The following is a 17042-nucleotide window of genomic DNA, read 5'->3' as shown; positions in this document are numbered from 1 at the left end:
CGTTGAACGACTACGCCCAACCCGGCATCGGGTACTGCGCCATCAGCTCGCGCACCTGCCCGGCGATCCGCTCGTACTGGTCGGTGTCGCCCTTGGCGGCGGCCTGCACCGTCTCGTCCATCCACTGCGCGATCTGCGCCATCTGCTCCGGCTTCAGGCCGCGGGTGGTGATCGCGGCGGCGCCGAGGCGGATGCCCGAGGGGTCGAACGGCTTGCGGGGGTCGAAGGGCACCGAGTTGTAGTTCAGCTCGATGCCGGCCGCGTCCAGCGCCTTGGCCGCCACCTTGCCGGTGACGCCCTTGGGCGTCAGGTCGGCCAGGATCAGGTGGTTGTCCGTGCCGCCGGACACCAGGTCCCAGCCGCGCTCGGCGAGGCCGGCGGCCAGGGCCTTGGCGTTGGCCACGACGGTGGCCGCGTAGGTCTTGAACTCCGGCTGCGCGGCCTCCTTCAGCGCCACCGCGATGCCGGCGGTGGTGTGGTTGTGCGGGCCGCCCTGCAGGCCGGGGAAGACGGCCTTGTCGATCGGGGTCGCGTACTCCTCGGTGGTCATGATCATCGCACCGCGCGGACCGCGGAGGGTCTTGTGCGTGGTGGTGGTGATGACGTCCGCGTAGCCGACCGGCGAGGGGTGCGCGCCGCCGGCGACAAGGCCGGCGATGTGCGCGATGTCGGAGACCAGGATGGCGCCGATCTCCTTGGCGATCTCGGCGAAGGCCGGGAAGTCGATGGTGCGCGGGATCGCGGTGCCGCCGCAGAAGATGACCTTCGGGCGCTCCTTGAGGGCCAGGTCGCGGACCTCGTTCATGTCCACGATGCCGGTCTCGCGGGAGACGCCGTAGGCGACCGCGTTGAACCACTTGCCGGTCACCGACACCGGGGAGCCGTGGGTGAGGTGGCCGCCGGCGGCCAGGCCCGCGCCCATGAAGGTGTCGCCGGGCTTCAGGAACGCCAGGTACACCGCGAGGTTCGCCGGGGAGCCGGAGTAGGGCTGCACGTTGGCGTGGTCCACGCCGAACAGCGACTTGGCGCGGTCGATCGCGATCGTCTCGATCGGGTCGATGAACTGCTGGCCCTCGTAGTAGCGGCGGCCGGCGTACCCCTCGGAGTACTTGTTGGTCAGGACCGTGCCGGAGGCCTCCAGGACCGCCGCGGAGACGTAGTTCTCCGAGGCGATCATGCGGATCTTCTCGTACTGGCGGCGGGCCTCGTCCTGGATCAGGCCGGCGATCTGCGGGTCTTCCTGTGCGAGCTCGGGAATGGCGGGCGAGTGCATGTGATGCCTCCTCGGGCGTCTTCGTCCGGAAGGACACCCAGGCGCGCGGTGCCCGCTACGTCGATCGCTTCCCGGTGGTCGGTTCCACCTCCACGTGCCTTCACGCGGTCTGCGCCAGTCGCGATGGACAAATGCTATCGCTGTGCGGGTCGCAGCAGCGCCACGCATTCCACATGCCGGGTCATCGGGAACAGGTCGAAGGCCCGCAGGTCGGTCAGCTCATAGCCGGCCTCCGCGAAGTACGCGACGTCCCGCGCCAGCGACGCCGGGTCGCACGCGACGTACACCACGGCGCGCGGCCTGAGGGCGGCGATGCGGTCGCACACGTCCCGGCCGGCCCCGGCGCGCGGCGGGTCGAGCACGACGATGTCCGCGTGGTCCGGGACGTAGTTCTCGTCCGCCAGGACCTCGTCGACGGAGCCCTCCACGAGGTCCAGCCACGGGAACTCGGAGCTCTCCTCCTGGTCGTCCACGAACCCGAGGTTGTGCGCGGCGTCCCGGACGGCCTGCCGGTCCAGCTCCACGGCCATCACCGCACCGCTCTCGCCGACCCCTTCGGCCAACGGAGCGGCGAACAGGCCGACTCCGCAATAGAGGTCGAGCGCCACGTCCCCTTCCTTGGGATTCAGGAAGTCCAGGACCGCCTCGGTCAGCACATCCGGCGCCGCCGGGTGCACCTGCCAGAAGCCGCTGCCGCTGACCCGCCAGGTGCGGCCCTCGGCGACCTCGCGTACGTAAGGACGCCCATGGATGCGCTGCACACCGGAGATATGCGTGTGCCTGGAGACGCCCCGCAGAACGGACGCCTTTACGTCGGCGTCCACAAAGGGCATCTGCTCCCCGCGCTTCGGCGTGACGACCAGCGCGCGGTCCGTGGAGCCGGTCGCGGCGATCACCTCGACCATGTCCACCCGCGGCCAGTTCCGCTGGAGGGCGCCGACCTCGTCGACCCCGGAGGAGGCGATGGCGCATTCCTCAACGGGGACCACTTCGTGGGAACGGTGCTTCCGGAACCCCAGCTTCCCGTCGGGATCCACCGCGAACTGCACCCGTGTCCGCCAGCCGAACGGCGAGGCGACCTCCTCGACGACCACCTCGCGGTCCACCTTCGCCAGCCGCCGCAGCTGCTCGGCGACGACCTCGCCCTTGATCCGGAGCTGCGCCTCGTAGGCCGCGTGCTGCCAGTCGCAGCCGCCGCACCGGCCGGGCCCGGCGTACTCGCAAGGGGGCTCCACGCGGTCCTCGGAGGCCTCGAGGACCTCCACCGCGTCGGCACGCCAGAACGAGTCCTTGGCGCTGCCCTCCGTCACCTCCGCGACGACCCGCTCCCCCGGCAGCGCGTGCCGCACGAACACCGCGCGCCCCTCGTGCCGCGCGACGCAGAAACCGCCGTGTCCGGGCGGGCCGACCTCGACCTCGATCCGGGTGCCGACCATGTCTCCGGAATCGCGCTCCGGCGCCGGCGGGCGGCGGTCGGCGGTGGCGGCTTCGGCGGGGCGGGGACGGTCGGCAGCTCGTTTCACATCGCAAGCCTAGGGGTAGTCGAGTCCGCCCACCGCCGGGCACGGAAACAGGGGCTCACGCCCCGTAGTACCGTCGAGATTACGAACATCGAAAGTCCGTCGTCCTAAGTCTCCCGAGAGGGTCGAACGTGCACGTCGTCATCATGGGGTGTGGCCGGGTGGGCTCCACCCTGGCGCACAGCCTGGAGGATCTCGGCCACACGGTCGCGGTCATCGATCAGGACCCCGGGGCCTTCCGCAGGCTCAGCCCGCACTTCGCCGGCCGCCGCGTCACCGGGGCCGGATTCGACCGCGACACCCTCGCCGAGGCGGGGATCGGCGACGCCGGCGCTTTCGCCGCGGTGTCCAGCGGCGACAACTCCAACATCATCGCCGCGCGGGTGGCCCGCGAGAACTTCGGTGTGGAGAACGTCTGCGCCCGCATCTACGACCCGCGCCGCGCGGAGATATACCAGCGCCTGGGCATCCCGACGGTGGCCACCGTGCGGTGGACCGCCGACCAGATGCTGCGGCGCCTGCTCCCGACCGGCTCCACCGAGCTGTGGCGCGACCCCAGCGGCCAGGTGGCCCTGGTCGAGGTGCACACCGCCCCGGCCTGGATGGGCCACCGGGTGGCCAAGCTGGAGGAGGCCACCGGCCAGCGCGTCGCCTACCTGACCCGGCTGGGGGAGGGCGTGCTGCCCGCCTCCGACACCGTCCTGCAGGACGGCGACCTGGTCCAGGTCATGGTGAACCCGGCGGACATCGCCCGGGTCGAGGCTTCTTTCGCGAAGGGACCGGGCGCCTGATGCGAGTCGCAATCGCCGGAGCCGGCAACGTCGGCAACTCCATCGCCAAGGAACTGCTGGAGAACGGCCACGAGGTCCTGCTGATCGACCGCGACCCGTCGCGGATCGCCGTGGAGGGCCTGCCGACGGCCGAGTGGCTGCTGGCCGACGCCTGCGAGATCTCCTCGCTGGACGAGGCGGCCCTGCAGCGTTGCAACGTGGTGGTCGCGGCCACCGGCGACGACAAGGCCAACCTGGTCGTGTCGCTGCTGGCCAAGACCGAGTACGGGGTGCCCCGCGTGGTGGCCCGCATCAACCACCCGAAGAACGAGTGGATGTTCGACGAGAAGTGGGGCGTGGACGTCGCCGTCTCCACCCCGCGCCTGCTCTCGGCCCTGGTCGAGGAGGCCGTCTCGGTCGGCGACCTGGTCCGCCTGCTGCGCTTCAGCCAGGGCGACGCCAACCTGGTCGAGCTGACCCTGCCGAAGGACACCTCCCTGGTGGGCATCACCGTCGGCGAGGTCGACTGGCCGGAGGACACCGCGCTGGTGACGATCATCCGCGGCGGCCGGGTGCTGATCCCGACCCCGGAGGAGCCGCTGGCGGCCCTGGACGAGCTGCTGTTCGTGGCCCACGTGGACCGCGAGGAGGAGCTGGAGGAGCTGCTGTCCCCGGCTCCCATCGAGAGCTGAGCGCGAACGCTATACGGATGTACATGTAAAGGCCCGCAGGAGTTTCCTGCGGGCCTTTCGCATGCGCGTACGGTGGCAAATGACATGGAAACGCATCAATCCGGGACCGCGCACCGGCGGATCCTGCTGGCCGCGGCCCGGGTCCTGGCCGACGACCCGGCGGCGAGCATGCAGGAGATCGCCGACGAGGCGAAGGTGGGCCGCCCAGCCGTCTACCACTGCCACCCGACCAAGGAGGCCCTGGTCGAGGCGATCGGCCAGGAGGCGGCCAGGGACTTCGCCGCGGCGCTGGGCCACGCGCGGGCCGCGGGCGACGGCGCGGCCGCGGCCCTGGCCCGCCTGATCCGCGAACTGGCCCGGATCGGCGCCGACTACCCGATCGTGGTGCAGAACCCGCACACGCGGGACGTCGGCGAGCTCGTCGCCGGCGTCGACGCGCTGATCGCCGACGGCCAGGCCGGCGGAGAGCTGCGCGGGGACGTGGCCCCGGACGTGCTTAGCGCCGCGCTGTTCGGCGCGCTGTCGGCCGCTCTGCGCATGGCGCGCGACCCGGAGCAGGTGGATTCCGACACGATCGGGACGCAGATCGCCGCGATCGTCGTCGAGGGGATGCGCGCTTAGGCGGTCTCCGCCGCGTTGGCACCGGAGTTGGTGCCTGAGTTGGCGCCGGAGTTCGCGGTGACGTCGGCGTCCGCGTCCCCGTCATCCTCGGTGACCGGCATGACCGGCGGCGGCGCGTTCTTGATCCACTGCCACGCGACGTACAGGCAGGCGAGGTAGGGCGGGTAGCCCAGCGCGAGCCTGGCCACGCCGAGCGCGGTCGTGTGGTGCGTCAGGTACAGCGGCACCTGCACCGCCAGCTTCACCGCGAACAGGCCGGCCAGCAGCCAGGTGGCCTTGGTGAAGGCCCGCAGCCGGCCGGGGACCTGGCGCCAGGTGGTCATCTCGCCGGTGATCGGGCCGATCATCAGGCCCGCGACCGGCCAGCGGACCGCCGCGGAGATGGCGAACAGCAGGAAGGAGCCGAGGTTGATCAGGATGCCCGGCAGGTAGTAGTTCTGCGCGTGGCCGGAGAACTTCGCGAACGCCGCGCAGACCACGACGCCGAACAGGCCGGACAGCGCGTGCTGGAGCGTCTCCTTGCGCAGCAGCCGGATGACGAACATGACCACCGCGACCGCCACCGAGCCGATCACAGCCGGGTTGAGGTTGTTGGTCGCGGTGTAGACGATCAGGAAGCAGATCGACGGCAGGCCCGCGTCGGCCATGCCCATCTTGCCGCCGAACGCCTTCTTGACGGCGTCCTCGTAGGCCTTGGTCTCGACCTGCTTGGCCTGCGCGTCGCGCTCGGCCTGAGCGAGGGCCTCCGGGTCGGCACCGAACACGGCCCGCTCGCCGCCGGCCTCGGTGCCCGGCGCCGCGTGCCGGCTCCGGCTCATCGGTTCGGCGCGCTGGCCGCTTTCCAAGGACATACTGCGAACTGTAGCGGGCCGAGCTGTCCCAAACAGGACTGCTCGGCCCACTAGTCACTCCTTGGCGCGGATTACCCAGCCCTCACAGGCTGCGGGGACCGCGGCGGGTCCACTGGCGCTCGGTGAGCTCAGCGCCGCTCAGTGATCTCGGGCCCGCGCTCGAACGGGTTCAGGTCGCCCTGCGCGTACTGGCCGCCCTCGTCGTCCGGCTCGGCCTGCTGCTGCATGGCCTGCTGCGCCTCGGCGGGCATCCGCAGCGGGATCGGGTCGCGCGGGGCCATCGGGGAATTGCCGCGGCTGACCACCGTGTCGCGGAACACGTGCTCTATGTCCAGGGCCTCCTTGGGCTGCACCGCGCCCTGCCCGGACACCACGCCGCGCAGGAACCACCGCGGGCCGTCCACGCCGATGAAGCGGACCAGCTGGATGCCGCGGCTGCCGTCCGGCGCCTGCACCGGCACCTGGGCGCGCAGCTCGATGCCGAAGGGCCCCTCGCGCTCGTCGACCGTGCCGCCCTGCTTGGAGATCTCCAGGGCGATCTCGGCGCGGACCTCGGCCCAGATGCCCTCGCTGCGGGGCGCGGCGAAGGCCTGCAGCTGCACCGCCGACTGGCGGGCCACCACGGTGGCCGCGATGACCTGCTCGGCGTCGGCCATCTCCAGCCGCAGTTCCATGCCCTCCACGGCCGGCACCAGGAGCGCGCCGAGGTCGACGCGTCCGGCCTTGGGGTCCTCGACCTCGTTGAAGTCCCAGGGACCCGCGGCCCGCGAGACGTCGGCGAGGCTGATCTTGCGCTCCTCGTCCTTGATCTCACTCAGGTCGCCGTAGGCGTCGGCCTCGCTCACCCGGTCGCGCCGGTCCGAGTCGCCCTTCTGTCCGCGTCGGAAAACCACGGCTTCCCACTCTCTCTATCTCTGCGTCCTTACGACGCAGCGCTCTGCTCCACGGGGCGCTACCCGCCCCGGCCGCCAAGGCCGGTTGGCCACGCCGACGGACACGGTTCTACCCCGGCCCGCGCGGGCCGGGTTGGTGCACGGTCGTCACGCGAGACCTCGGTGAGAGTACCGCCACTCGGCCTCTCTCAGGGAAACGCACAGAACCTAAGCGGGTGTTCCCGCAGCCGTCCCGGTCGAACCGAAACCGCCGTCACCGCGGTGTGAACCCGGGAGCTCGGCGACCTCGTGGAAGACCGCCCTCTCGACCCTTTGTACTACAAGCTGCGCGACCCGGTCGCCCCGCTTGAGCGTCACCGGGTGCACCGGGTCCAGGTTGACCAGGATGACTTTGATCTCGCCGCGGTACCCGGCGTCGATCGTGCCCGGCGCGTTGACCAGCGCGACCCCGCAGCGCGCGGCCAGACCCGAGCGCGGGTGCACGAAAGCCGCGTAGCCGTCCGGCAGCGCGATGGCCACGCCGGTGGGCAGCACGGTCCGCTCGCCCGGGGCCAGGGTGGCGTCCACGGTCGTCAGCAGATCAGCCCCGGCATCCCCCGGATGGGCGTATGACGGGAGCGGAAGGGTCTCGTCGAGCCGCCGGATGAGGACGTCGACGCCGGACACTACGGGTTGACCTCGAAGGCGCGCGCCGCCCGGAGCTGCTCGGGGTCGTGCATCGCTTCCTGCACGTCCTCCAGGCGCCCGTTCTCCAGGAAGTGGTCGACGCCCACCTGGATGAAGATCGCGGTCGCCCGGACCGCGACCTCGCCCTCGGGACCGTCCAGGCGGCCCACCGCGGAGGTGTAGATCTTGCGGCCGGAGATGCCGTCGCACTGCGCCGTGATGTGCAGCGTGGTGCCGACCGGGACCGGCAGCAGGTAGTCGGTCTCCAGGCGGCCGGTGACGGCGATCGCGCCGATCAGCCAGTTCACGGCGCCCAGCGCCTCGTCGAAGGCCAGGGCGAGCAGGCCGCCGTGGGCCAGGCCGGGAGCGCCCTGGTGGTTGTCGGTGACGGTGAACTCGGTGGTGACGCTCAGCCCCTCGCCGACCGTCGAGGACACCCGCAGGCCGCCCAGCGCGTCGTCGCCGCAGCCGAAGCAGCGCGAGTAGTGCGAACCGAGCTTCGTCCCGGGCCCGGGGGCGTTCGGGTGCTTGTCCGGCATCACGGCATCGGCCGGCGGAGTCGTAGAGGCAGGTCTCACGATGAGGAATCTACCGGCAAGCCCCAGGCGCATCTGACGGGGCGTGGCCCGCCTCACACCCGAACGGGGGGCCAAAGGACACGCTTTGTATGTGTCTCGTATCACCGCCACTGATATCCACGTCGCGACCGCGTCCTACCTTCCTGGGTATGAAGTCCATGAAGAGCCCTGAAACGGACGGTCTTCCCCAAGTCGGCGCACTCGTCCGCGACGCCAGCGGCCGGATCGGCCGGCTGATGGCGTACACCCGGGCGAGGGCGTGGCTCCGCCCGCCCGGCGGGGGGCGCGAGTGGGACGTGGAGCCCGACACCATCACCGAGATTCCCGGGTGGGACTCGGCCGGCGCCGGAAGGGAGGGAGCGGCCATGGACCGCTAGGCGTCCGACGGATGCGTCCTACGAGAGGGGACCGCTGCGGGCCCCCTAGGAGGATGTGGGAGATTGTCGGCATGGCAGGCAAGGACAGCACATACGACGAACGCCTCACCGCGCCGGCCGGCTGGTGGGCCGTCACCGCGATGGCCGGCGTGATGGGCGGGCTCATCTTTCTGCGCGTGAGCCCGGTCGCCGCCCTCGTGGCGTTCCTCGTCACCGCGGCCCTGTGCGGGGCCCTCGTGGTCGCCTACGGACGCGTCGGGGTCCGCGTCCAAGACGGGTACCTGGAAGCCGGTCCGGCCCGCCTCCCCCTGTCGGCGCTCGGGGCAGCCACCGCCCTGGACGCCGAGGCCGCGCGCCGCCTGCGGACCACGGAGGCCGACGCGCGCGCGTTCATGTTGCTGCGGGGCTATGTCAGCACCGCGGTACGGGTCGACATCACGGACCCGACTGACCCGACGCCGTACCTGTACCTGTCGACGCGGCGCCCGGACAAGCTGGTCAAGGTGCTCTCAGCCCGCTGAGGCGCGCGCTGCCCCACCGGCGTTACTCGCCCGTTCGCAGCAACTTCCGCCGGCATTCCTTGACCCGCCCCGGGGCCGGCACGGATTCTGTTCCAGGTACGGCCACAAAACGCAAAGGCCCCGCGAACGCGGGGCCCAAGGGGCGCAGAGACTACCTACCGACGACGCGGTCAGGCGCAGTCCTTGCAGGTCATCTCGTTGCCCTTCTCGCGCGCCAGCTGGCTGCGGTGGTGCACCAGGAAACAGCTGGTGCACGTGAACTCGTCCGCCTGGCGTGGCAACACGCGCACCGAGAGTTCCTCGTTGGACAGATCGGCACCGGGCAGCTCGAGCGACTCGTTGTCGCCCTCGTCCAGGTCGGCCAGACCCGCGGCCTTGTCGGTCCGCCGGGCCTTGAGCTCCTCCAGGCTGTCCTCGTTGAGGTCGTCGTCGGTCTTGCGCGGTGTGTCGTAGTCGGTAGCCATTCTTGATCCCTCTCCCCTGACGGCTTTTCGTCGTCGTGTTGGTGCTTTTCAGTGCGGCGACGGCGGTGGCGCCCCGACGCGGCCGGCACAAGCGGTGCGCTACCGTCTGCGCTCGGGCGCCGTCGGCGTTTCGCCGTCAGCGCAGTAACGCGGAAAGGAGCGCAATTGTGCCCGCTGAAGCGCAGATTGTGCCGTACTTCAAGACCCGTTACGCAATCGACACCCCGGAACAGACCCGAACAGGTGATCCGAGTGCCTGATCGCCGGCCCCAAGCGTCCCCTCTCGCCCCGTTTCTTTCCGGACATCACGTCAGCCACACGAAGGAAGGATGACCAACCATGGCCGTCTACGCAATCGGTGACGCAGTGCCGGAAATCCACCCCGACGCCTACATCCACCCGGACGCGACAGTGATCGGCCAGGTCAGCGTGGGTGCCGGCAGTACGGTGTGGCCCGGCGCGGTCCTGCGCGGCGATTACGGCCGGATCACGGTGGGCGACCGAACGTCGATCCAGGACGGCACCGTAGTGCATGCCACTGAGACCTTGCCCACAGTGATCGGTTCGGACTGTGTCGTTGGTCACATCGCGCACCTGGAGGGGTGTGTGGTGGAGGACGGATGCCTGATCGGTTCGGGCTCCGTGGTACTGCACCGGGCGGTGGTGCGCACAGGGGCCCTGGTGGGTGCGAACGCGGTCGTGAGCAACGGCACGGAGGTCCCCTCCCGCGCGATGGCGCTCGGCGTCCCGGCCAAGATCCGCGAGAACGCGGTCCCCGAGGGCAGCTTCGACGACGCGGTCGCGCGCTACGTGGCCAACGGCAAGCGCTACCGCGAGGAACTGCGCCGCATCGGCTGACGCCCGGCGGGGCCGGCGCGGCGGCGCCCTGCGCGAGGCCCTGGAGCCCCTTACACGGCACGGGGCATGTCGGCGGGTGGCCGACGCCTGCACCAGCCGCCTGGAGGCCGCCCACGCCGCCCTGTCGTCTCTTCAGATTTTCCGAGCCTCCTGCCTCACTGAGTGCGCTTCATGCCCCCACTAAGTACGCCTCCTGCGCCTCAGGCGATGTGCATCCGCCCCGCCATCCGCCGCAGCCGCTCCCGCTGGCTGCGCCGCTCGTGGCTCAGCAGCGAGCGCACGGCGGCCTTGGCGACCGGGTTGTTGCGCACCAGCAGCGGCGCGATCCGCTCGGCCCGCTCTATCTCGTCCAGCGCCTGGTCGTAGCCGCCGTAGTAGATCCAGCCGCGCGCCGCGTCCAGGTGGAAGCGGCCGCGCCGGGAGGCCGGGAAACTCGGCGGGAGCTTGATCTGGGACGCCAGCGCGACGGCGCGCGCCCCGTCGCGGATCTCCACGGCCACGGCGAGCTTGTGGATGTCGACGTTCGCCGGGCAGAAGGCGAGCTTGTACGGGTCGTACCCCTCGCCGAGGCGGTGCGCGGTCGCGGCGGCCAGGCTGATCCGCTCCCAGGCCTCGTCCTCCTTGGACGACAGCGCCGCGGTGATCGCCGCGCGCAGTTGGAGCGAGCCCCATACCGACGCCTGCGGCTTCTCCCGCGGCTCGCCCACGACGCCGATGGCGCCGTCGATCAGGTCCAGCGCGTCGGGCCACAAGTCCGCGGCCCATAAGTCGCGGACACGGAGGTAGTCGAAGACCACCGACAGGCAGGGGTCCCCGGCGCGGTCCGCGGCGGCGCGGAAGCGTTCCGTGGTGAGGGTGGACAGGTCGTCGTAGCCGAGTTCGTGGGCGACGGTGTCAGCTTCCTTATAGGCGCGCGCGAGCAGGCCGTGCATCCGTTCCGACTCCTCGCCCGGGCTCGCCAGGTACGCCGCCGCGTGGATCTCCCGGATGAGGTTCGGCGCGGCTTCGCCGAGATCGGCGTAGCGCGCGGCCATCCGCAGGATCGCCAGGCGCTCCACGGCGGTCTCCAGTTCCCGGCGCGACCGCGGTTCCACCGGCCAGTCCGGCGGGAGGTCGTGCCGGGAGACCACGCGCCGGATGGCGGGGATGGCACGGTGGCCGCGGTCCTCGGCCGGGGTGCCCGGATCGTAGGGACGTCCGGTGATTTCGTTGGGGTAGACCTTCAGGACGCTCGCGGCGCGTACGATCAGCGTCACCGAATCGAGCTCCAGGTCCCCGTTCTCGATGCCCGACACCCAGCCCTGGGAGCGGCCCATCAGTTGTCCGAACTCGGCCTGCGTGAGGCCGGCGCGTCTGCGCAGACGGCGGATGCGCCCGCCGTCGGGCTCCTGCTCGTAGGTGACCATGCCAAGCCCTCACAAGTGGGTCAATGAGGAACATCCCGATTGCGAGTCTCATGGTCCGCCCCGGCGCGGTGGCGTTCGGGCCAGGACGGCAAAATGTCCCCGACCAGCCGGGAGGTTCCCTGTGCCAGTGCTCTACCTCATCGCCTGCGGCGCCCCGCCGGCCGCTGAACTGCTGTCCCACCCCGAGGCGGTACCGGGTCTGCAGGCCGACGGCTGGACCGTGTGCGTCCTCTGCTCACCGCCCGGAGCGCGTTTCCTGGACAGCGCCGCCGTGTCGATCGCGACGGGTTACCCGGTGCGCGTGGAGCCGCGCCTGCCCGGCGAACCGGACGTCCTGCCGTCCCCGGACGCGATCATGGTCGCCCCCGCGACGTTCAACACCCTCAACAAGTGGGCCCTGGGCATCTCCGACACCCTGATCCTGGGCATCCTCAACGAGTATCTGGGCGCCGGCCTGCCGATCGCGGCATCGGTGTGGGCCAAGGACGAGCTCCAGCGGCACCCGGCGTTCGAGGGGCACGCGCAGCTGCTCTTCGAGAGCGGCGTCCGTTTCATCCAGCCGGACGAGGATGTTCAGCAGTTCCCGTGGCGGCAACTGCGCTCGGCGATGGCCGAACTCCTCACGGAGTGAGCGACAGTCGGACGGTCACTCGCCGGTCACTCGCCGGACGGTCACTCGCCGGCGAGCTTCTCCTCGACCGCGGCCACCTTCGCGGTGAGCCCGTCGGTGACACCCGCGCGGATGTCCGCCTTCAACACCACGCTGACCCGCGGCGCCTTCGCGGCCACGGCGTCCACGGCCGCCTTCACCACCGCCATCACCTCGTCCCACTCCCCCTCGATGCTGGTGAACATCGCGTCGGTGGAATTGGGCAGGCCGCTTTCGCGCACGACGCGCACCGCGTCGGCGACATACTCGCTGACACCTTCGCCGACACCGATGGGGGTCACTGAGAACGCGACAATCATGGTTCGATCTTAGTGCCGACAGTCACGCCCCACCGGCAGCCACACACCGCTACCGTTCGACACGTGACTCAAGGCGCCCCTTCGCGTTCCATCCTCAGATCGCTGGCCGTACGTATGGGCCTCGCCTATCCGCCCGGCCAAGAAGCGCTGTCCGGCGGTTCGAGAACTGCACGGCCCGGCCGGGTTCCGCCGCACGTCCACCAGGAGATCGACGATCTGCGTCGCCGGGTCGAGGCGCTCGAGAGTCTGGTCGGGAATCAGAACGCGGATCCCCGCTAGGGCGCCGCTCTCACACCCCGACCGGCAGCCACACCCGCACGATGAGCCCGCCCCCGGGCCGCGGCTCGGCGGCGACCCGGCCGCCGTGCGCGCGCACCACGGAGCGCACGATCGACAGCCCCAGGCCGACGCCCTTGTCCTTCGGATCGCGCGCCGCGGAGGCGCCGGAGGGCTGGGTGCCGCGCTTGAACGGCTCGAACAGCGTCTCCACCGCGTACGGCGGGACCTCCCGGCCGGTGTTGGCGACCACCAGCAGGCCGTGGCCGGGCGTGTCGTGGGAGCGGTCGTAGCTGAGCACGTCGACCCAGCCGCCGGCGCCGATGTTGTGGCGCAGCGCGTTCTGGATCAGGTTCATCGCTATGCGCTCGATGAGGATGCCGTCGCCGGAGACGTTCACCGATTGCAGCGAGGTCCGGATCGCGACCTGCCGGTCGGCGGCCTCCAGCTCGCACTGCGTCACCGAGCGGTAGGCGACCTCCGCGAGGTCGATGTCCTCGCGGTTGGTCGGCTCGTTGTCCGCCTTCGCCAGCAGCAGCAGGCCCTCGATCATGCGCTCGCTGCGCTCGTTGGTGGCCAGCAGGGTGCGGCACAGCTGCCGGGTCTGGTCGTCGGCCTCCGGATCCATCAGCGTCACTTCGAGCAGCGTGCGGTTGATCGCCAGCGGGGTGCGCAGCTCGTGCGAGGCGTTGCCCACGAACCGGCGCTGGCCCTCGAAGGCGTGGTCGAGCCGGTCCAGCATGCCGTCGAAGGTCTGGGCCAGGGTGACCAGCTCGTCGCCGGCCGGGCCCTCCATGTCGATGCGGGCGTGCAGGGCGCGGTCCGGACGGCTGGCGACCCGGCGGGCGGTGCGCGTGATCTGGTTGATCGGGTGCAGGAAGCGGCCGGCCAGGAAATAGCCGATCAGCACCGCCACCACGGCGGAGACCAGCAGCACGATGATCAGGGGCTTGTCGATCTGGCTGAGAACCTGGTTGTTCCGCACCGAATCGCAGTAGGCCGCCTGCCCCGGGGCGTCCCTGGGTTTGAGCACCGGGCAGCCCGGCGGTGGGGCCAGGTCCTTGTTCGGGTGGGACAAGCGCCACCGGAACAGGAAGTAGGCCGTGATGATCAGCACCGCTCCGGTGAGGAACACCGCCGCGCCGTACGCGATGGTCATCCGCAGCCGGATGGTGAGCCCGCGCCGTCCGCCGTGCACGGGCGCCGGCGTCGCCCCGACCTCGCCGCCGTAGGTGCTGTCGACCGCTCCCGAGTTACCCGCCATCAGGCCTTGTATACCCTCGACGTCCTGCATCAGGGAATCCGATATCCGGCGCCCGGGACGGTCACCACGACCGGCGGCTCGCCCAGCTTGCGGCGCAGCGTCATCACCGTGACCCGCACCACATTGGTGAACGGGTCGGCGTTCTCGTCCCACGCCTTCTCCAGCAACTGCTCAGAACTCACAGCCGCACCGTCGGCACGCATGAGCACCTCCAGCACCGCGAATTCCTTGGGCGACAACGGCACCATGCGTCCGTCCCGCACCACCTCGCGCCGACTCGGGTCCACGCGGATCCCCGCGCGCTCCAGCACCGGCGGCAGCGCCGGGACCGCGCGGCGGCCCAGAGCGCGGATCCGCGCGATCAGTTCCGGGAACGCGAAAGGCTTGGCGAGATAGTCGTCCGCGCCGAGGGTGAGACCCTCCACGCGGTCCGCGACGTCGCCGGCCGCCGTCAGCATCAGGACCCGGGTGGACAGACCGCTGTGCACGATGTGGCGGCAGACGTCGTCGCCGTGCACCAGAGGCAGGTCGCGGTCCAGCACGACGACGTCATAGTCGTTGACGCCTATGCGTTCCAGCGCGGCGTCCCCGTCGTAGACGACATCGACCGCCATCGAATCCCGGCGCAGTCCGGTGGCCACAGCGTCGGCCAGAACCTGCTCGTCCTCAACGACCAGCACCCGCACAGCACGCTCTCCTCAGTACAACGGACAATCGACGGCTCCGGCCATCATGCCTGGTCATCGCGTAAACACCGGGTAAGTGACAAACGTCTCATGATCACAGGGTTTTCTCAGGTGATCCAAAGTTTCCCCGGCAAAGATGCCGGGCAGAAGGCACGAAGCCCCCTAGCGTCACCCCGCAGGAGAGAAACCATGCTCGAATTCGTCACCGGCCTGACCCAGCGTATCCGCGAGACGAAGTCCCGCCTGCAAGGTGCGATGATCGCCGAGGATGTGTACGCGGTCCAGGTGGAACAGGCGGAGCTGGACAACCTGCTCCGGATCGCCGCGAACCACCATGTGGAGGTCCGCGACGACCTCCCCCGCGCTGCCTGACCGAAACCCGGCAGGAAGGCGCCGGACTCGCCAGAAACCCCTCAGGAGTCCCGCGCCGCGTCCCGTCCCTCGAGAAAACCGCACAGCGCCTCGAACAGACCGTCAGCGGCCGCCACCGTCATCTCGTCGGAGGCGGCCGCTCCATATAGGCCGCCCACCTTGGCGCCGGCCTCCTGCGCGATGAGCGCGCCGGCGGACAGGTCCCAGGGCTTCGCGCCGCGCTCGTAGTAGGCGTCCACGCGCCCGCACGCCACCGAGCACAGGTCCAGCGCCGCCGAACCGCCGCGCCGGATGTCCCGCACCAGCGGCAGCAGATCGGCGACGATCGCCCCCTGCACCGCGCGCCGCTGGGCCGCGTAGCCGAAACCGGTGGCCACGAGTGCACGTTCCAGCGGGACCGGCTTGCCCTCCGACTGCGCGCTGTACGCACTGATCGGTTCCCCGTCGCGGTAGGCGCCATGGCCGCGCAAGGCGGTGAAGGTCTCGCGCAGCATCGGGATCTCGACCACGCCGGCCACCGTCTCGCCGTCGATCTCCACGCCGATGGAGACGCCCCACAGCGGGATCTCGTAGAGGTAGTTGACGGTTCCGTCGATGGGATCGATCACCCAGCGCACCCCGGAGGTGCCCTCGCGGTCCGAACCCTCCTCGCCGAGGATGGCGTCGTCGGGCCGCTCGGCCAGGATGCCCTCGACGATGAACTTCTCCGACCGCTGGTCCATGACGGTCACGATGTCGGTGGGGCTGGACTTGGTGTCGGCCACACCGAGATCGCGCGGACGTTCCTGGACCAGGATCCGTCCCGCCTTGGCGGCCAGCCGCACCGCCAGTTCCAGCAGGTCCTTGGGATCGACGTTCTTGGGATCGACGTTCTCAGACATGGGAAGCCTTCCTAGTCCTCCCCCGCGACCGCGGGCAACGGCGCGCGAGGATTGGGACAACAGTTGAGGGGACACACATCCGGGAACGCGCGCAGCCGGCCGACGACGGTGGACAGCGAGCCGCCCTCGCTGTCCCCGCGCGCCACCGCCGCGCGCTCCAGGACCAGACGCCGCAAGGCGCCCACGAACCGCGGATCGGTCCCGACCGTGGCGGCGCGCGCCATCGGCAGGCCGATCTCCTGCGCGGTCTCGGCGGCCTGGGTGTCCAGGTCGTAGATGACCTCCATGTGGTCGGACACGAAGCCGATCGGGGCCAGCACCGCGCCGGTCGCGCCCTGCTCCTTGATGTCGCGCAGGTGGTCGTTGACGTCCGGCTCCAGCCACGGCATCTGCGGCGGGCCGCTGCGCGAGCAGAAGACGAGTTCGTGCGGCAGCACCAGGCCGGTGCGCCGGCTCACGCCCTCGGCCACCAGACGCGCCACCTCCAGGTGCTGCGCGACGTACGCGCCGCCGATGGGACCGGAGGTCTCGGCGTAGGTGCGCGGCAGGGAATGCGTGACGAAGACCAGACGCGGCGCCGTGCGCGCGCTCTCCGGCAGCCCGGCGACCGCGGCCGCGACGGTGTCGGCCATCGGCTCGACGAACCCGGGATCGTTGAAATACGGCCGGATCTTGTCGAACTGGATCGAGGTGCCGGACTGCTCCAGGGCGCGCGCCAGATCCTCGCGGTACTGCCGGCAGCCGGAGTATGAGGAGTAGGCACTGGTGAAGACCGCCAGCGCGCGCCGGACTCCGTCGGCCTCCATCTCGGCCAGGGTGTCGGCCAGGAAGGGGTTCCAGTTCCGGTTGCCCCAGTAGACCGGCAGCTTCAGGCCGGTGTCCGCGAAGTCCTGGCGCAGCGCGGCGATGAGGTCGCGGCACTGCTCGTTGATCGGGCTGACGCCGCCGAACTCGAAGTAGTGCGCACCGACCTCTTTGAGCCGTTCCGGCGGGATGCCTCGGCCGCGGGTCACGTTCTCCAGGAAGGGCACCACGTCCTCGGGGCCTTCGGGGCCGCCGAAGGACACCAGGAGCAGGGCGTCGTACGGAGCGGTGTTCGACATG

The 17042-nt window shown here is 70.6% G+C and carries 21 protein-coding genes and 1 riboswitch; of the genes, 8 read left to right on the top strand and 13 right to left on the bottom strand.

Translation table 11 applies throughout. From position 1 onward, the window contains the following. Window positions 1-10: 10 nt before the first annotated feature. A complete protein-coding gene (glyA, locus tag ABIA35_RS35230) occupies window positions 11-1273 on the bottom strand; it encodes a serine hydroxymethyltransferase (protein WP_370360842.1) in 1263 nt (420 codons plus the stop codon). A gap of 28 nt (window positions 1274-1301) precedes the next feature. Then, window positions 1302-1405: riboswitch (ZMP/ZTP riboswitch) on the bottom strand. Window positions 1406-1407: 2 nt separating this feature from the next. Then, window positions 1408-2796, bottom strand: a complete 1389-nt coding sequence (locus ABIA35_RS35225) for a class I SAM-dependent RNA methyltransferase (RefSeq protein ID WP_370360841.1) — start codon at window positions 2794-2796, stop codon at window positions 1408-1410. 128 nt (window positions 2797-2924) lie between these two features. Between ABIA35_RS35225 and ABIA35_RS35220 the strand changes: the two genes are divergently transcribed. The 3 genes from ABIA35_RS35220 (at window position 2925) to ABIA35_RS35210 (ending at window position 4876) form a co-directional block, all read left to right on the top strand. Next, window positions 2925-3584 carry a TrkA family potassium uptake protein gene (locus ABIA35_RS35220; RefSeq protein WP_370339813.1) on the top strand — a complete coding sequence of 220 codons (660 nt, stop codon included), beginning with the start codon at window positions 2925-2927 and terminating at the stop codon, window positions 3582-3584. Further along, window positions 3584-4255, top strand: a complete 672-nt coding sequence (locus tag ABIA35_RS35215) for a TrkA family potassium uptake protein (protein WP_370339812.1) — start codon at window positions 3584-3586, stop codon at window positions 4253-4255. Before ABIA35_RS35220 ends, ABIA35_RS35215 begins: the two co-directional genes overlap by 1 nt. A gap of 84 nt (window positions 4256-4339) precedes the next feature. Continuing rightward, entirely contained in the window at window positions 4340-4876 is a 537-nt protein-coding gene (locus tag ABIA35_RS35210) for a TetR/AcrR family transcriptional regulator (protein ID WP_370360840.1), read from the top strand. Here the strand turns inward: ABIA35_RS35210 and ABIA35_RS35205 are convergent. The 4 genes from ABIA35_RS35205 to ABIA35_RS35190 form a co-directional block, all read right to left on the bottom strand. Further along, window positions 4873-5727: a DUF3159 domain-containing protein gene (locus ABIA35_RS35205; RefSeq protein ID WP_370360839.1), complete on the bottom strand. Its 855-nt coding sequence runs from the start codon at window positions 5725-5727 to the stop codon at window positions 4873-4875. The genes ABIA35_RS35210 and ABIA35_RS35205 overlap by 4 nt on opposite strands. A 128-nt stretch (window positions 5728-5855) precedes the next feature. Further along, window positions 5856-6620 (bottom strand): DUF3710 domain-containing protein, encoded by a 765-nt coding sequence (locus ABIA35_RS35200; RefSeq protein WP_370339809.1) that lies wholly within the window; start codon window positions 6618-6620, stop codon window positions 5856-5858. Between the two features lie 207 nt (window positions 6621-6827). Further along, a complete protein-coding gene (gene dut, locus ABIA35_RS35195) occupies window positions 6828-7286 on the bottom strand; it encodes a dUTP diphosphatase (RefSeq protein ID WP_370339808.1) in 459 nt (152 codons plus the stop codon). Beyond that, complete coding sequence (locus tag ABIA35_RS35190) at window positions 7286-7825, bottom strand: PaaI family thioesterase (protein WP_370339858.1); 540 nt, start codon at window positions 7823-7825, stop codon at window positions 7286-7288. The genes dut and ABIA35_RS35190 overlap by 1 nt, the downstream gene beginning before the upstream one ends. A gap of 188 nt (window positions 7826-8013) precedes the next feature. On the opposite strand from ABIA35_RS35190, the gene ABIA35_RS35185 reads away from it, so the two are divergent. Both ABIA35_RS35185 and ABIA35_RS35180 read left to right on the top strand, forming a co-directional pair. Next, a complete protein-coding gene (locus tag ABIA35_RS35185; RefSeq protein ID WP_370339807.1) occupies window positions 8014-8241 on the top strand; it encodes a hypothetical protein in 228 nt (75 codons plus the stop codon). Between the two features lie 71 nt (window positions 8242-8312). Continuing rightward, window positions 8313-8762, top strand: a complete 450-nt coding sequence (locus ABIA35_RS35180; RefSeq protein WP_370339806.1) for a DUF3093 domain-containing protein — start codon at window positions 8313-8315, stop codon at window positions 8760-8762. A 170-nt stretch (window positions 8763-8932) separates the two neighbouring features. On the opposite strand, the gene ABIA35_RS35175 is transcribed toward ABIA35_RS35180, so the two are convergent. Continuing rightward, window positions 8933-9226: a DUF4193 domain-containing protein gene (locus ABIA35_RS35175; RefSeq protein WP_012785848.1), complete on the bottom strand. Its 294-nt coding sequence runs from the start codon at window positions 9224-9226 to the stop codon at window positions 8933-8935. 339 nt (window positions 9227-9565) lie between these two features. Here ABIA35_RS35175 and ABIA35_RS35170 point away from each other — a divergent pair, with 339 nt between their 5' ends. Next, window positions 9566-10084: a gamma carbonic anhydrase family protein gene (locus tag ABIA35_RS35170; protein WP_370339805.1), complete on the top strand. Its 519-nt coding sequence runs from the start codon at window positions 9566-9568 to the stop codon at window positions 10082-10084. Window positions 10085-10284: 200 nt separating this feature from the next. On the opposite strand, the gene ABIA35_RS35165 is transcribed toward ABIA35_RS35170, so the two are convergent. Further along, entirely contained in the window at window positions 10285-11490 is a 1206-nt protein-coding gene (locus ABIA35_RS35165) for a helix-turn-helix domain-containing protein (RefSeq protein WP_370360838.1), read from the bottom strand. 121 nt (window positions 11491-11611) lie between these two features. Between ABIA35_RS35165 and ABIA35_RS35160 the strand changes: the two genes are divergently transcribed. Next, complete coding sequence (locus tag ABIA35_RS35160) at window positions 11612-12121, top strand: flavoprotein (RefSeq protein ID WP_370360837.1); 510 nt, start codon at window positions 11612-11614, stop codon at window positions 12119-12121. A gap of 41 nt (window positions 12122-12162) precedes the next feature. On the opposite strand, the gene ABIA35_RS35155 is transcribed toward ABIA35_RS35160, so the two are convergent. The 3 genes from ABIA35_RS35155 to ABIA35_RS35145 form a co-directional block, all read right to left on the bottom strand. Then, window positions 12163-12459: an MTH1187 family thiamine-binding protein gene (locus ABIA35_RS35155; RefSeq protein ID WP_370339802.1), complete on the bottom strand. Its 297-nt coding sequence runs from the start codon at window positions 12457-12459 to the stop codon at window positions 12163-12165. A 289-nt stretch (window positions 12460-12748) separates the two neighbouring features. Beyond that, on the bottom strand, window positions 12749-13999 hold the full coding sequence (locus ABIA35_RS35150; RefSeq protein WP_370339801.1) for a sensor histidine kinase: 1251 nt from the start codon (window positions 13997-13999) through the stop codon (window positions 12749-12751). Between the two features lie 29 nt (window positions 14000-14028). Continuing rightward, complete coding sequence (locus tag ABIA35_RS35145; RefSeq protein ID WP_370339800.1) at window positions 14029-14685, bottom strand: response regulator transcription factor; 657 nt, start codon at window positions 14683-14685, stop codon at window positions 14029-14031. A 189-nt stretch (window positions 14686-14874) separates the two neighbouring features. Between ABIA35_RS35145 and ABIA35_RS35140 the strand changes: the two genes are divergently transcribed. Beyond that, window positions 14875-15057: a hypothetical protein gene (locus tag ABIA35_RS35140; protein WP_012785841.1), complete on the top strand. Its 183-nt coding sequence runs from the start codon at window positions 14875-14877 to the stop codon at window positions 15055-15057. Between the two features lie 41 nt (window positions 15058-15098). Here ABIA35_RS35140 and ABIA35_RS35135 read toward each other — a convergent pair whose 3' ends face one another. Continuing rightward, the gene (locus ABIA35_RS35135; protein WP_370360836.1) at window positions 15099-15938 is read right to left on the bottom strand and encodes an inositol monophosphatase family protein; all 840 of its coding nucleotides are present in this window, start codon (window positions 15936-15938) and stop codon (window positions 15099-15101) included. Between the two features lie 11 nt (window positions 15939-15949). After that, window positions 15950-17041: a ferrochelatase gene (locus tag ABIA35_RS35130; protein WP_370339798.1), complete on the bottom strand. Its 1092-nt coding sequence runs from the start codon at window positions 17039-17041 to the stop codon at window positions 15950-15952. Window position 17042: the final 1 nt, after the last annotated feature.

Origin of the sequence: Catenulispora sp. MAP12-49, assembly GCF_041262705.1 — a bacterium.
Classification (GTDB): Bacteria; Actinomycetota; Actinomycetes; order Streptomycetales; family Catenulisporaceae; genus Catenulispora.
Note: the sequence above shows the minus strand (reverse complement) of the source record. Positions and strands in the feature narration are given on the sequence as shown.